Below are 16,152 nucleotides of genomic sequence, written 5' to 3' on the forward strand. Positions count from 1 at the left end.
ACCTAAACATATTCGTTCTATCACAATGTTCATCATCTCAGAACATTTTGTTCTGATGTGAAATAAATACGCTTGATTTGAGGGGTGAATCAGTTGACAGGTCAACTAGTTCAGTATGGACGCCACCGCCAACGCAGAAGCTATGCTCGCATAAGTGAAGTTTTAGAATTACCAAATCTTATTGAAATCCAAACCTCTTCTTATCAATGGTTTCTTGATGAGGGATTACGTGAGATGTTTCAGGACATATCACCAATCGAGGATTTTACAGGTAATTTGTCACTTGAGTTTATAGATTATAGCTTAGGTGAACCAAAGTACTCTGTGGATGAATCAAAAGAAAGAGATGTTACATATTCTGCACCTCTTAGGGTGAAAGTACGTCTACTAAATAAGGAAACTGGTGAAGTAAAAGAGCAGGATGTATTTATGGGAGACTTCCCATTAATGACGGAAACAGGAACGTTTGTGATAAACGGTGCTGAGCGTGTCATTGTTTCGCAGCTTGTTCGCTCACCAAGTGTTTATTATAGTGGAAAAATTGATAAGAACGGGAAACGTGGATTTACAGCTACCGTTATTCCAAACCGAGGTGCTTGGCTCGAATATGAAACAGACGCTAAAGATGTTGTCTATGTTCGTATTGATCGTACTCGGAAGCTACCGGTTACGGTTCTTTTGCGTGCCTTAGGGTTTGGTTCTGATCAGGAAATCATAGATTTACTAGGGGACAATGAGTATTTAAGAAACACCCTAGATAAAGATAATACAGAAAATACGGAAAAAGCGCTATTAGAAATTTATGAGCGCCTACGTCCAGGTGAACCGCCTACAGTAGATAATGCAAAGAGCCTACTAGAAACTAGATTCTTTGATCCGAAGCGCTATGATTTAGCGAATGTAGGTCGTTACAAAATTAATAAAAAGCTTCATATTAAAAACCGTCTGTTTAATCAACGTCTAGCAGACTCTTTAGTTGACCCTGAAACTGGAGAAATATTAGTAGATAAGGGAACAATTTTAGACCGTCGTACACTAGACCGTGTTTTACCGGCATTAGAAAGGAATATTGGTTACAAAAATGTACGTCCGACAAACGGTGTAATTGAGGAAGAGATGACGCTTCAGTCTATCAAAATCTATGCACCTATTGAAGGTGAAGGCGATCATGTAATCAATGTAATTGGAAATGCAAATATCGAAGAGAATGTAAAAAACATTACTCCTGTCGATATCATTTCATCTATTAGCTATTTCTTTAACCTTCTATATAAAGTAGGAGACACAGATGATATTGACCATTTAGGAAACCGCCGTTTACGTTCTGTTGGTGAATTATTACAAAACCAATTCCGTATTGGGTTATCAAGAATGGAGCGTGTAGTTCGTGAAAGAATGTCTATTCAAGACACTAACGCAATTACACCGCAAGCTTTAATCAATATTCGTCCTGTTATTGCTTCAATTAAAGAATTCTTTGGTAGCTCACAGTTATCTCAGTTCATGGATCAAACAAATCCTTTAGCTGAATTAACACATAAGCGTCGATTGTCTGCATTAGGACCAGGTGGATTAACACGTGAACGTGCAGGATTTGAAGTGCGTGACGTTCACTATTCTCACTACGGTCGTATGTGTCCGATTGAAACGCCTGAAGGTCCAAACATTGGATTAATCAACTCCTTATCAAGTTATGCGAAAGTAAATCGATTTGGATTCATCGAGACACCTTATCGAAAGGTAGATCCTGAAACAGGAAAAGTAACGTCCCAAATCGATTACTTAACAGCTGATGAAGAAGATAACTATGTAGTTGCGCAAGCAAATGCAAAGTTAGGAGATGACGGTTCATTTATCGATAACGATATCGTTGCTCGTTTCCGTGGTGAAAACACAGTTGTTCCTAGAGATCGAGTAGACTATATGGACGTATCACCAAAACAGGTAGTATCCGCTGCAACAGCGTGTATCCCGTTCTTAGAAAATGATGACTCGAACCGTGCCCTAATGGGAGCAAACATGCAACGACAGGCTGTTCCGCTTTTAAATCCTGAAGCACCTTTGGTTGGTACAGGTATGGAATACGTATCTGGAAAGGATTCGGGTGCAGCAGTTATTTGTAAAAACCCAGGTATTGTTGAGAAAGTACAAGCTAAAGAAATTCTAGTTCGTCGATATACCGAAGTTAACGGTGAGCGTGTAATGGGTGATATAGACCGTTATAAGCTTCAGAAGTTTATCCGTTCGAACCAAGGTACTTGCTATAATCAACGTCCGATTGTAAGTGCTGGTGATGAAGTAGTAAAAGGTGAAATCCTTGCAGATGGTCCATCCATGGAAAGTGGAGAGCTTGCTTTAGGTCGTAACGTTTTAGTTGCCTTCATGACATGGGATGGTTATAACTATGAGGATGCAATCATCATGAGCCGTCGTCTTGTGAAGGATGATGTGTATACATCTGTTCATATTGAAGAATATGAGTCAGAGGCTCGTGATACGAAGTTAGGACCTGAAGAGATTACTCGTGACATTCCAAATGTCGGAGAAGATGCTCTTAAGAACTTAGACGATCGCGGAATTATCCGAATAGGTGCCGAGGTAAAAGATGGTGACCTATTAGTTGGTAAGGTTACACCAAAAGGAGTGACAGAGCTCACTGCTGAAGAACGTCTATTACACGCTATCTTTGGAGAAAAAGCTCGTGAAGTTCGAGATACATCACTTCGTGTTCCGCACGGTGGTGGAGGTATCGTTCTAGATGTAAAAGTCTTTAACCGTGAAGATGGAGACGAGTTACCGCCAGGAGTAAACCAACTAGTTCGAGTTTATATCGTTCAGAAGCGTAAAATTTCTGAAGGAGATAAAATGGCTGGACGACATGGTAATAAAGGGGTTATTTCCCGGATTTTACCTGAAGAAGACATGCCATTCTTACCAGATGGAACGCCGGTCGACATCATGTTAAATCCACTTGGGGTACCATCACGTATGAACATCGGTCAAGTATTGGAATTGCATTTAGGTATGGCTGCTAGACAACTAGGTATTCATGTGGCGTCACCAGTATTTGATGGTGCTCGTGAGGAAGATGTTTGGGAAACACTGCTTGAAGCAGGTATGGCTCGAGATGCGAAAACAGTCCTTTATGATGGACGTACTGGTGAACCGTTCGATAACCGTGTATCGGTTGGGGTTATGTATATGATTAAACTTGCTCACATGGTTGACGATAAGCTTCACGCTCGTTCAACTGGACCTTACTCACTTGTAACTCAACAACCGCTTGGTGGTAAAGCACAATTCGGTGGTCAGCGTTTCGGTGAGATGGAGGTTTGGGCACTTGAGGCGTATGGTGCTGCATATACCTTGCAAGAAATTCTTACAGTTAAATCAGATGACGTTGTTGGTCGTGTGAAAACGTATGAAGCGATTGTTAAAGGTGAAAATGTACCTGAGCCAGGTGTTCCTGAATCATTTAAGGTATTAATTAAAGAGCTTCAAAGTTTAGGTATGGATGTTAAGATCCTATCAAGTGATGATCAGGAGATTGAGATGAGAGACCTAGATGATGATGAGGATCAGTCAGCTGACAAGTTAAACATTGAAGTAGAAGCAACAAACGAATAGGAAAAATGATGTAAATCAACTGTTAGTATTGTTTCGTGGAAATCAAAGTAGGATAGATGAGAAAAATTACAATTATTCTACCTGGCTTATACAGCCAGTAAGGAACGATGGTGTTTTAACATCTACCTACTTTAGATTTTCTTAGTAAGGACCTTGTTAGAGACTTTCTCTACTTAAAAATAAGGGAGGTAGGCCCCTTGATAGATGTCAATAATTTTGAATATATGAAAATCGGACTTTCTTCTCCAGACAAGATTCGTTCATGGTCATTTGGAGAGGTAAAGAAGCCAGAAACAATTAACTATCGTACTTTAAAGCCAGAAAAAGATGGTTTATTTTGCGAACGTATTTTTGGACCTACAAAAGATTGGGAATGTCACTGTGGTAAGTACAAGCGTGTCCGTTATAAGGGAGTAGTTTGTGATCGATGTGGTGTAGAAGTCACTCGTGCTAAAGTACGTCGTGAAAGAATGGGTCACATCGAGCTTGCGGCACCTGTATCCCACATCTGGTATTTTAAGGGTATTCCAAGTCGTATGGGACTTGTTTTAGACATGTCTCCTCGTGCACTAGAAGAAGTGATTTACTTTGCTTCGTATGTCGTAACAGAGACTGGTGATACTCCGCTAGAAAAGAAACAACTTCTTTCAGAGAAGGAATACAGAGCTTACCGTGAGAAATATGGCCAATCCTTCCAAGCAGCTATGGGGGCGGAAGCTATCAAAAAGCTTCTATCCGATATTGAGCTTGAAAAAGAAGTAAATGGATTAAAAGAAGAATTGAAAACCGCTCAAGGTCAACGTCGTACAAGAGCGATTAAACGTTTAGAGGTACTAGAGGCATTTAGAAATTCAGGGAATGAACCTTCTTGGATGATTTTAGATGTTCTGCCTGTCATCCCACCAGAGCTACGTCCAATGGTTCAACTAGATGGTGGTCGTTTTGCTACATCTGACTTGAATGACCTTTATCGCCGTGTGATTAACCGTAATAACCGTTTAAAGCGTTTATTAGATTTAGGAGCGCCAAGTATTATCGTTCAAAACGAAAAACGTATGCTTCAAGAAGCTGTAGATGCTTTGATTGACAATGGAAGACGAGGACGTCCAGTAACTGGTCCTGGAAACAGACCATTAAAGTCACTTTCCCATATGTTAAAAGGAAAGCAAGGTCGTTTCCGTCAAAACCTTCTTGGTAAGCGTGTTGACTATTCAGGTCGTTCGGTAATCGTTGTTGGACCCAACCTGAAGATGTATCAATGTGGACTTCCAAAAGAAATGGCGCTTGAGTTGTTCAAGCCATTCGTTATGAAAGAGTTGGTTGAACGCGGTTTAGCTCACAATATTAAGAGCGCTAAGCGTAAGATTGAACGAGTGTCTCCAGAGGTTTGGGATGTATTAGAATCGGTTATTAAAGAGCATCCTGTTCTATTAAATCGTGCTCCTACTCTACATAGATTAGGAATCCAAGCATTCGAACCAACATTAGTAGAGGGGCGTGCAATCCGATTGCATCCGCTTGTATGTACAGCATACAACGCTGACTTTGATGGAGACCAAATGGCGGTTCACGTACCATTATCTTCTGAGGCACAAGCTGAAGCGCGTCTATTAATGTTAGCGGCACAAAACATTCTTAACCCGAAAGACGGTAAGCCAGTCGTTACTCCTTCACAGGATATGGTGTTAGGTAACTACTACTTAACGCTTGAAAGAGCTGGTGCTGTTGGAGAGGGTATGGTGTTTAAAGATACAAACGAGGCATTAATTGCGTATCAAAACGGGTATGTGCACCTACATACTCGCGTAGCAGTCTATGCTGGATCATTAGAAAATCAAACCTTCACAGAAGAGCAAAACAATATGCTCTTATTAACAACAGTTGGAAAATTGATTTTTAATGAAATTTTACCGGATTCATTCCCTTACATTAACGAACCTACACAAAGTAACTTAGAGAAGGAAACACCTAAGAAATACTTTGTGGAAAAAGGTGTAGATGTTAAAAAGGAAATCGCATCTCGTGAAGAGATTGCACCGTTCAAGAAGAAAATCCTAGGAAATATCATTGCGGAAGTCTTTAAGCGCTTCAAGATTACTGAAACATCAAGAATGCTAGACCGTATGAAAAATTTAGGTTTCAGATATTCAACAAAAGCAGGTATTACAGTTGGGGTTTCAGACATCATCGTATTACCAGAAAAAGAAGTACTTATTAAAGAAGCTCAAACGAAGGTAGATACCGTTCTAAAGCAATTTAGACGTGGTTTAATTACCGACGAAGAACGCTATGACCGAGTTATTTCAATATGGAGTTCGGTAAAAGACGTTATCCAAGGGAAGTTAATGGAGTCCCTAGATAAGTTGAACCCAATCTTCATGATGAGTGACTCCGGAGCCCGTGGTAACGCATCAAACTTCACACAGTTAGCGGGTATGCGTGGACTGATGGCCAACCCGGCTGGTCGTATTATTGAACTTCCAATTAAATCAAGTTTCCGTGAAGGGTTAACGGTATTAGAATACTTTATCTCTACTCACGGAGCACGTAAAGGTCTTGCTGATACAGCCTTAAAGACGGCTGACTCAGGATACTTAACAAGACGACTTGTTGACGTAGCACAAGATGTCATTGTACGTGAGGATGACTGTGGTACTGATAGAGGATTGCAAGTAGCTGCATTAAGAGATGGTACTGAAATCATCGAACGATTAGATGAGCGATTAATCGGACGGCATGCTCGTAAGGCAATTAAACACCCTGAAACAGGTGATGTATTGGTTGAAGAAAACGGGCTAATTACTGAAGATATCGCACGTATCATTACAGATGCGGGTATTGAACAAGTAACGATTCGTTCTGCCTTTACTTGTAACACGCGACATGGAGTGTGTAAGAAGTGCTATGGTCGCAACTTAGCAACGGGATCTGAGGTTGAAGTTGGAGAAGCGGTTGGTATTATTGCTGCCCAATCTATTGGAGAACCTGGAACTCAGTTAACAATGCGTACGTTCCATACAGGTGGAGTTGCGGGAGACGATATTACACAAGGTTTACCGCGTATTCAAGAATTGTTTGAAGCACGTAATCCAAAAGGTCAAGCCATTATTTCTGAAATAGATGGTGTAATTTCTGCTATCACTGATACAAGAGATAAGCAAGAAATCACCGTTCAGGGTGATGTTGAATCAAGATCTTATACCGCACCATTTGGCGCTCGATTGAAGGTTCAAGAAGGTCAAAGAATTGAACGTGGTCAAGAATTAACGGAAGGTTCAATTGATCCTAAAGAACTAATTAAAATTAAAGATGTTACAGCTGTGCAAGAATACTTGCTACGCGAAGTACAAAAAGTATATCGCATGCAAGGGGTAGAAATTGGTGATAAGCACGTAGAAGTAATGGTTCGCCAAATGCTTCGAAAAATTCGTGTAATGGATGCAGGAGATACGGACGTATTACCTGGATCATTACTAGATGTTCATCAGTTTACTCAAGCGAATACACAAGTACTTCTTGAAGGTAAACAGCCAGCAACTGGTAGACCAGTATTACTTGGTATTACAAAAGCATCTCTTGAAACTGATTCATTCTTATCTGCTGCGTCCTTCCAGGAAACAACTCGTGTCCTTACAGATGCTGCAATTAAAGGTAAGCGCGATGAGTTACTAGGATTAAAAGAGAATGTAATTATTGGTAAACTAGTACCTGCTGGAACAGGTATGAATCGTTATCGTAGAGTGAAGCCAGTATCGGTTGATGAGCTTGTGGCTCCATCGAATGGCCAAGAAGATGTAAAAGAAGTAGAGCTAGAAACAGAAAATGCTCTTCAGTAAGAGATTAATTTTTTTCTAGGAACTAGTTGACATCTAAGGTTGAGAATGATAATATGTTCAAGGTGCTCCAATAATTCCTGTAACTTTGGAGGATATGTAAATGTCTTATGAAAAAGTCTCGCAGGCCTACAACATCATTGTGGGAACGAAGCAAACCATAAAAGCCTTAAAAAATGGTGAAGTTAAAGAGGTAGTAGTAGCTGAGGATGCTGATCAACGTGTTACCTTCAAAGTAATCCAGACAGCAAAGGAACTACAAGTACCCGTCATCAAAGTAGACTCAATGAAGAAGCTTGGAAAAGCATGCGGAATTGAAGTCGGGGCTGCAACGGTAGCAATTACAAATTAAAAACTGTTTTTGTGGAGTGGTTATACCAGCCGCTCTACAAAAACTTTGTTTTTGCCCAGATATGAACCACCTGGGTATGTGGACTTAAAACATGAAGGGAGGAAAACAACATGCCAACAATTAACCAATTAGTTCGTAAAGGCCGTGAGACAAAGATTGAAAAATCAAAATCTCCTGCTTTAAATAAAGGTTATAACAGCTTTAAGAAGACTCAAACAAACGTGTCTTCTCCACAAAAGCGTGGTGTATGTACTCGTGTAGGTACAATGACACCAAAGAAGCCAAACTCAGCGTTACGTAAGTATGCTCGTGTACGTTTAACTAACGGTATCGAGGTTACTGCTTACATTCCTGGAATTGGACACAACCTACAAGAACACAGTGTGGTATTAATTCGTGGAGGTCGTGTAAAAGACTTACCAGGGGTACGTTATCACATCGTTCGTGGAGCGCTTGACACTGCTGGTGTAGACAAGCGTATGCAAGGTCGTTCTAAGTATGGTACGAAGAGACCAAAGCCTGCAAAAAAGTAATATAAACTAGAATGAAAAATATGAATAAACTTGGAGAAAGGGGGACATAACATGCCACGTAAAGGTCCTGTTGCAAAGAGAGACGTATTAGCAGATCCGATTTATAAATCAAAGCTAGTAACTCGTCTAATCAATCGTATGATGGTTGACGGTAAGAGAGGTAAATCACAAGCAATTCTTTACAAAGCGTTTGAATTAGTTCAAGAGCGTTCTGGTAAAGATCCAATGGAAGTGTTCGAACAAGCGATGAAGAATGTGATGCCTGTTCTTGAAGTTAGAGCTCGTCGTGTAGGTGGTGCAAACTACCAAGTACCGGTTGAGGTTCGCCCAGATCGTCGTACTACTTTAGGTCTTCGTTACTTAGTAAACTATTCTCGTTTACGCGGAGAAAAGACAATGGAAGAGCGTTTAGCAAACGAAATCCTAGATGCAGCTAACAACACTGGTGCATCTGTTAAGAAGCGCGAAGATATGCATAAAATGGCTGAAGCAAACAAAGCATTTGCTCACTACCGCTGGTAGGATTCATTTTGCTTATCTGAACAGAAGGATAAGGCTCAATGAATTAGATTCACTGGGCTTTTTCCTAAGCTTTTTGGGTTTATACTTACTAAAAATTATACTAATAATAGGAAGGAGAAATACCCAATGGCAAGAGAGTTCTCCTTGGAAAATACTCGTAATATCGGTATCATGGCTCACATCGATGCTGGTAAAACGACAACTACTGAGCGTGTACTTTATTACACAGGTCGTATCCATAAGATCGGAGAAACACACGAAGGTGCTTCTCAAATGGACTGGATGGAGCAAGAACAAGAACGTGGTATCACAATTACATCTGCAGCAACAACTGCACAATGGAAGGGTCACCGCGTAAACATCATCGATACACCTGGACACGTAGACTTCACAGTTGAGGTTGAACGTTCATTACGTGTACTTGATGGTGCAGTGGCAGTGCTTGATGCTCAATCTGGAGTAGAACCACAAACTGAAACAGTTTGGCGTCAAGCTACAACATACGGAGTACCACGTGTAGTATTCGTAAATAAAATGGACAAAATTGGTGCTGACTTCTTATACTCTGTTGGCACAATTCATGACCGCTTACAAGCTAACGCTGCTCCAATTCAACTTCCGATCGGTGCTGAAGATCAATTCGAAGGTATCATTGACTTAGTTGAAATGAATGCAACGTTCTACGGTAATGACTTAGGAACTGATATTCAAGTAGGTGAAATTCCAGCTGAATACATGGATCAAGCTCAAGAATACCGTGAAAAACTAATTGAATCAGTTGCAGAACTTGATGAAGAATTAATGGAAAGATACCTTGGTGGAGAAGAGATCTCTAACGAGGAACTTAAAGCAGCTATCCGTAAGGGTGTTGTAAACGTTGAATTCTATCCAGTAATTTGCGGATCTGCATTCAAAAATAAAGGTGTTCAAAAAATGCTAGATGCAGTTATTGACTACCTTCCATCTCCATTAGATGTACCAGCTATCAAAGGTACACTACCTGATTCAGAGGAAGAAGTAACTCGTCCTTCAAGCGATACTGAGCCTTTCGCAGCTCTTGCGTTCAAGGTTATGACAGATCCTTATGTAGGAAAGTTAACGTTCTTCCGTGTGTACTCTGGTACATTAAGTTCAGGTTCTTACGTACAAAACTCAACTAAAGGTAAGCGTGAGCGTGTAGGACGTATTCTTCAAATGCACGCAAACAGCCGTGAAGAAATCTCAATGGTTTACGCGGGTGATATCGCTGCTGCTGTTGGTCTAAAAGATACAACGACAGGAGATACACTATGTGATGAAAAAGCACTAGTTATCCTAGAATCAATGAACTTCCCTGAGCCAGTAATTCAATTGTCAGTTGAGCCGAAGTCTAAAGCAGACCAAGACAAAATGACAACTGCTCTTCAAAAGCTTCAGGAAGAAGATCCAACATTCCGTGCACATACTGACCAAGAAACAGGTCAAACAATCATCGCTGGTATGGGTGAGCTTCACTTAGATATCATCGTTGACCGTATGAAGCGTGAATTCAAAGTTGAAGCTAATGTTGGCGCACCTCAGGTTGCTTATCGTGAAACTTTCCGTGGTTCTGCGCAAGTAGAAGGTAAGTTTGCACGTCAATCAGGTGGACGTGGACAATACGGACACGTTTGGATTGAATTCTCACCAAACGAAGAAGGAAAAGGATTTGAATTTGAAAACGGAATTGTTGGGGGAACTGTACCTCGTGAATACATTCCTGCAGTTCAAGCTGGTCTTGAAGATGCACTTCAAAATGGTCCTTTATCTGGATTCCCAATGGTAGACATTAAAGCTAGATTATTTGATGGATCTTACCATGACGTTGACTCATCTGAAATGGCGTTTAAGATCGCTGCTTCTATGGCACTTAAGAACGCTGCATCTAAATGTAGCCCAGTAGTTCTTGAGCCAATCATGAAAGTAGAAGTTGTTATTCCAGAAGAATACATGGGAGATATCATGGGTGGTATCACTGCTCGTCGCGGACGTGTAGAAGGTATGGAAGCTCGTGGTAACGCTCAAGTTGTACGTGCAATGGTTCCACTATCTGAAATGTTTGGATATGCAACTGCATTACGTTCAAACACACAAGGTCGCGGAGTATTTACAATGCACTTTGATCACTACGAAGATGTTCCAAAGAGCATCCAAGAAGAAATCATCAAAAAAAATAAAGGTGAATAATTGATTTTCACCACAAACTAAAGTATAACTACTTATGTAAGTCTTGAAAGTGGTCTTGAATACTAGGACCCTTTCTCGCATTACATACTTATATAATTAGTGATAAAAATTTCACTTAAAATTTAAGGAGGATTTTCGAAATGGGTAAAGAGAAATTCGACCGTTCAAAACCACATGCTAATATTGGTACAATCGGACACGTTGACCATGGTAAAACTACATTAACTGCTGCTATTACTGTAACTCTACACAAGAAATACGGAAGAGGAACTGCAATGGCTTATGATCAAATCGATGCTGCGCCAGAAGAAAGAGAGCGTGGAATCACAATCTCAACTGCACACGTTGAGTATGAAACTGACAACCGTCACTATGCACACGTTGACTGCCCAGGACATGCTGACTATGTTAAAAACATGATCACTGGTGCTGCTCAAATGGACGGCGGTATCCTAGTAGTATCTGCTGCTGACGGCCCAATGCCACAAACTCGTGAACATATCCTATTATCTCGTCAAGTAGGTGTACCTTACCTTGTAGTATTCTTAAACAAGTGTGATATGGTAGACGACGAAGAATTATTAGAATTAGTAGAAATGGAAGTTCGTGACCTTCTTTCTGAGTATGACTTCCCAGGTGATGACACTCCAGTTATCCGTGGATCTGCTCTTAAGGCTCTTGAAGGTGACGAAGCTTGGATGGAAAAGATCTATGAATTAATGGATGCTGTAGATTCTTACATCCCAACTCCTGAGCGTGACACTGAAAAGCCATTCATGATGCCAGTTGAGGATGTATTCTCAATCACTGGTCGTGGAACAGTTGCTACTGGACGTGTAGAGCGTGGAGTAGTTAAAGTAGGAGACGTTATTGAAATCGTTGGTTTCACTGAAGAGCCAAAATCAACTACTGTAACAGGTGTTGAAATGTTCCGTAAGCTTCTTGACTATGCAGAAGCTGGAGACAACATTGGAGCTCTATTACGTGGTGTATCTCGTGAAGATATCGAGCGTGGACAAGTATTAGCGAAGCCAAAGTCAATCACTCCACACACTAAGTTCAAGGCTGAGGTTTACGTATTATCAAAAGAAGAAGGTGGACGTCATACTCCATTCTTCTCAAACTACCGTCCACAATTCTATTTCCGTACTTCTGACATCACTGGAATTTGTATGTTACCAGAAGGCGTTGAAATGGTTATGCCTGGCGACAACATCGAAATGACTGTTGAACTAATCGCTCCAATCGCAGTTGAAGAAGGAACTAAGTTCTCTATCCGTGAGGGTGGACGTACTGTAGGTGCTGGTGTAGTAGCTTCAATCATGGAGTAATTCATTAATAAAGACAGATGCCATTGTGCATCTGTTTTTTTATTTGAAGAATGGAAAGTTGAAATGTTTTAGTTCCATATTCATAATTATATTATTTCGTATTCCATCTCCAGTGGGTTCAGTAAGTATAAGTCTCCTGATCATAGAAAAGACAGTGCTTATTACTTTTGATCCTAATCATGAACCTAGTAAATCGGAGGTTCTGTAACTATAAAAGTTGCTGATTATATTAGGATAGTAGCTGATAAATGATTTGAAGTTGATGATAAGTTTAGGGAAGTTGCTATTAACCGAAAAAGTTGATGATAAATAGCAAAGTGTTGCTGATAAATACAGGAAGTTGCTGATATTTTGCCATGAGTTGCTGATAAAATTAATAAAGTTACTATAAGACTTCAAAAATGAAAAAGAAAAATCACATATTTTTTGCTATGATAGCAAGATTTCCTCTAAAATGACCTTTTCCATAAAAACTTATCTTCGAAAACACAAAAAGTAACTCAAATTAAGCTAAAAAAGTTGTTTTCTAACGAAATCAAATGGACCAAAGAACTTTGAACAAGCCAATATTTTCTAACTCATAAAACTCCTTTTGTTATCGAAGGATGAATCGAAAAAAGAGTGTAACATTTTATGATAATATCCAATAAAGACCTAGCGTCACCTCATAAAATGAATACTCTTTAAAATAGTTTCTTCTATTATATATAAACGCAAAACCCTTATAGAAAATTACTAGAAATTAGAATCTCATCTTCTATTGCGTTTATAAATTATAGATTGTATAATATCAAAAGTGCGCATAACTGAAATTATTCATGTTTTTGTTGCATTCATCATTATTTTTTTATATAATAGACAATGTTGGTCTTTGACTGCGATGATGTGGAAGGTTGCTGATACACCCGGCCGCTTTGCCATGGCGAGTGTAAGGAAATTTCCACTGAGAACTGTCTATGTAAAATAGGCGAAAAGGAGGGAAAATAATGGCAAAAGAAAAAATTCGTATCCGTTTAAAAGCTTATGATCACCGTATTCTTGATCAGTCTGCAGAAAAGATTGTTGAAACTGCAAAGCGTTCTGGTGCTAGTGTTTCAGGACCTATTCCGTTACCAACTGAAAAGTCTGTATACACAATCTTACGTGCGGTTCATAAGTATAAGGATTCTCGTGAGCAATTCGAAATGCGTACACATAAGCGTCTAATCGACATCGTGAATCCAACACCACAAACGGTGGATTCTCTAATGAGATTAGATTTACCATCTGGTGTAGATATTGAAATCAAACTTTAATAAATCATGTAAAAGTATTATAGGAGGTGTGACGAAATGACCAAAGGAATCTTAGGAAGAAAGATCGGTATGACGCAAGTGTTCACTGAAAATGGCAACCTTGTAGCTGTAACTGTAATCGAAGCTGCGCCAAACGTAGTTTTACAAAAGAAAACTTCTGAAACTGATGGTTATGAAGCGATTCAGTTAGGATTTGACGATTTAAAAGAAAATCGTGCAAACAAGCCAGAAAAGGGCCATGCAGTAAAGGCAAACACTGCACCTAAGCGCTTCATCCGTGAATTACGTGGAACTTCAGAACTAGAAGTTGGTCAGGAAGTCAAAGTTGATATTTTCGCAGAAGGCGATTTAGTAGATGTAACAGGTATTTCTAAAGGGAAAGGTTTCCAAGGTTCAATTAAGCGCCATGGACAATCACGTGGACCAATGTCTCACGGTTCTCGTTACCATCGTCGCCCAGGTTCTATGGGACCTATCGCTCCAAACCGTGTTCTTAAAGGTAAAGCGTTACCTGGACAAATGGGTGGAGAAAGAATTACTGTTCAAAACTTAGAAATCGTTAAAGTTGATACTGAACGTAACTTATTATTAGTTAAAGGTAATGTACCTGGAGCTAAAAAAGCACTTGTAACTGTAAGAGGTGCGGTAAAAGCAAACTAATTTTGTCGGAAAGGAGGAGTACAAATGCCAAAAGTTGCATTGTATAGCCAAACTGGTTCTACTGTAGGAGAAATCGAGTTAAATGATTCTATCTTCGGTATTGAGCCAAATGAAAATGTATTATTTGATGCAGTTATTATGCAAAGAGCATCCTTGCGTCAAGGATCTCACAAAGTAAAAAATCGTTCTGAAGTGCGTGGCGGTGGACGTAAACCATGGCGTCAAAAGGGTACTGGTCGTGCTCGTCAAGGTTCAATCCGTTCTCCACAATGGCGTGGTGGTGGTATCGTATTCGGTCCAACTCCAAGAAGCTACAGCTTCAAATTACCTAAAAAAGTACGCCGTTTAGCTATTAAATCTGCTTTATCATCTAAAGTACGTGAAGAAAACATCTTAGTACTTGATAATTTAACACTTGCTGCTCCAAAAACTAAGGAAATGGCATCTGTATTAAAAGGTTTAAACGTTGATAGAAAGGCACTAATCGTTACTAGTGATGTAAACGAAGCGGTAGCTTTATCTGCACGTAACCTACCTGGAATTACAGTTGTTGAAGCAAGCGGAATTAGCGTTCTTGACGTTTTAAACCATGATAAGCTTTTAATGACTAAAGCTGCGGTGGAAAAAGTAGAGGAGGTGCTTGCATAATGAAAGATCCTCGTGATATTATTAAGCGCCCTGTTATTACTGAACGTACTGCTGACTTAATGGCTGAAAAGAAGTACACTTTCGAAGTGGACGTGAAAGCTAACAAGACACAGGTGAAAGATGCTATCGAAGAAATCTTTAACGTTAAAGTAGAAAAAGTGAATGTTCAAAACTATAAAGGTAAGTTCAAGCGTATGGGTCGTCACAGCGGTTATACAAACCGTCGTAGAAAGGCAATCGTAACACTTACTGCTGATAGCAAAGAACTAGAATTCTTCGAAGTTTAATTCTTTTAGAGAAGGAGGGAAACTAAAATGGCGATTAAGAAATACAAACCAACCACTAATGGTCGTCGTGGCATGACAGTATCTGATTTCGCTGAAATCACTACTGATAAGCCGGAAAAATCATTATTAGCGCCTTTAAGCAAAAAGGCTGGTCGTAACAACCAAGGTAAAATCACTGTGCGTCATCAAGGTGGCGGACATAAGCGTCAATACCGTATTATTGACTTCAAACGTAATAAAGATGGTATACCAGGACGCGTTGCTACAATCGAGTATGATCCTAACCGTTCTGCGAACATCGCATTAATTAACTATGCTGATGGGGAAAAGCGTTACATCCTAGCTCCAAAAGGTTTACAAGTAGGACTAGAAGTAATGAGCGGACCTGAAGCAGATATTAAAGTAGGTAACGCATTACCACTTGCTAACATTCCAGTGGGTACTGTTATCCATAACATCGAACTTAAGGCTGGTAAGGGTGGACAATTAGTTCGTTCTGCTGGAACTTCTGCTCAAGTGTTAGGTAAAGAAGGTAAATACGTGCTTGTTCGTTTATCTTCTGGTGAAGTACGTATGATTCTTGCTACTTGCCGTGCTTCAATCGGTCAAGTTGGAAATGAACAACACGAACTAATCAAGATCGGTAAAGCAGGTCGTTCTCGTTGGTTAGGTAAGCGCCCTACTGTTCGTGGATCTGTTATGAACCCGAATGATCACCCACACGGTGGTGGTGAAGGTCGTTCTCCAATCGGACGTAAGTCTCCAATGACTCCATGGGGTAAACCAACTCTTGGATTCAAGACTCGTAAGAAAAAGAACAAGTCTGATAAGTTTATCGTTCGTCGTCGTAAAAAATAAC

General features: G+C 40.0%; 12 protein-coding genes. All 12 read left to right on the top strand.

Annotation, left to right across the window (positions count from 1 at the left end; all coding sequences use genetic code 11):
• Nucleotides 1-93 precede the first annotated feature (93 nt).
• A complete protein-coding gene (gene rpoB / locus ACFSCX_RS17265; protein ID WP_377929489.1) occupies nucleotides 94-3,627 on the top strand; it encodes a DNA-directed RNA polymerase subunit beta in 3,534 nt (1,177 codons plus the stop codon).
• Nucleotides 3,628-3,824: 197 nt separating this feature from the next.
• Nucleotides 3,825-7,463 (top strand): DNA-directed RNA polymerase subunit beta', encoded by a 3,639-nt coding sequence (rpoC, locus tag ACFSCX_RS17270; RefSeq protein WP_377929490.1) that lies wholly within the window; start codon nucleotides 3,825-3,827, stop codon nucleotides 7,461-7,463.
• A 100-nt stretch (nucleotides 7,464-7,563) separates the two neighbouring features.
• Nucleotides 7,564-7,812 (top strand): 50S ribosomal protein L7ae-like protein, encoded by a 249-nt coding sequence (locus ACFSCX_RS17275; RefSeq protein ID WP_377929491.1) that lies wholly within the window; start codon nucleotides 7,564-7,566, stop codon nucleotides 7,810-7,812.
• Nucleotides 7,813-7,922: 110 nt separating this feature from the next.
• Nucleotides 7,923-8,345, top strand: a complete 423-nt coding sequence (gene rpsL, locus ACFSCX_RS17280) for a 30S ribosomal protein S12 (protein ID WP_377929492.1) — start codon at nucleotides 7,923-7,925, stop codon at nucleotides 8,343-8,345.
• 51 nt (nucleotides 8,346-8,396) lie between these two features.
• Nucleotides 8,397-8,867: a 30S ribosomal protein S7 gene (gene rpsG, locus ACFSCX_RS17285; RefSeq protein WP_377929493.1), complete on the top strand. Its 471-nt coding sequence runs from the start codon at nucleotides 8,397-8,399 to the stop codon at nucleotides 8,865-8,867.
• 126 nt (nucleotides 8,868-8,993) lie between these two features.
• Complete coding sequence (fusA, locus tag ACFSCX_RS17290; RefSeq protein ID WP_377929494.1) at nucleotides 8,994-11,072, top strand: elongation factor G; 2,079 nt, start codon at nucleotides 8,994-8,996, stop codon at nucleotides 11,070-11,072.
• 140 nt (nucleotides 11,073-11,212) lie between these two features.
• On the top strand, nucleotides 11,213-12,403 hold the full coding sequence (gene tuf / locus ACFSCX_RS17295; protein WP_377929495.1) for an elongation factor Tu: 1,191 nt from the start codon (nucleotides 11,213-11,215) through the stop codon (nucleotides 12,401-12,403).
• A 986-nt stretch (nucleotides 12,404-13,389) separates the two neighbouring features.
• Entirely contained in the window at nucleotides 13,390-13,698 is a 309-nt protein-coding gene (gene rpsJ, locus ACFSCX_RS17300) for a 30S ribosomal protein S10 (protein ID WP_056467407.1), read from the top strand.
• Between the two features lie 36 nt (nucleotides 13,699-13,734).
• Nucleotides 13,735-14,358 carry a 50S ribosomal protein L3 gene (rplC, locus tag ACFSCX_RS17305; protein WP_377929496.1) on the top strand — a complete coding sequence of 208 codons (624 nt, stop codon included), beginning with the start codon at nucleotides 13,735-13,737 and terminating at the stop codon, nucleotides 14,356-14,358.
• Nucleotides 14,359-14,382: 24 nt separating this feature from the next.
• The gene (gene rplD / locus ACFSCX_RS17310; RefSeq protein WP_377929497.1) at nucleotides 14,383-15,006 is read left to right on the top strand and encodes a 50S ribosomal protein L4; all 624 of its coding nucleotides are present in this window, start codon (nucleotides 14,383-14,385) and stop codon (nucleotides 15,004-15,006) included.
• Nucleotides 15,006-15,293 carry a 50S ribosomal protein L23 gene (rplW, locus tag ACFSCX_RS17315; protein ID WP_377929498.1) on the top strand — a complete coding sequence of 96 codons (288 nt, stop codon included), beginning with the start codon at nucleotides 15,006-15,008 and terminating at the stop codon, nucleotides 15,291-15,293. Before rplD ends, rplW begins: the two co-directional genes overlap by 1 nt.
• A 27-nt stretch (nucleotides 15,294-15,320) precedes the next feature.
• Entirely contained in the window at nucleotides 15,321-16,151 is an 831-nt protein-coding gene (gene rplB, locus ACFSCX_RS17320) for a 50S ribosomal protein L2 (RefSeq protein ID WP_377929499.1), read from the top strand.
• Nucleotide 16,152 lies beyond the last annotated feature (1 nt).

This window comes from Bacillus salitolerans (assembly GCF_042680805.1).
Taxonomy (GTDB): domain Bacteria; phylum Bacillota; class Bacilli; order Bacillales; family SA4; genus Bacillus_CJ; species Bacillus_CJ salitolerans.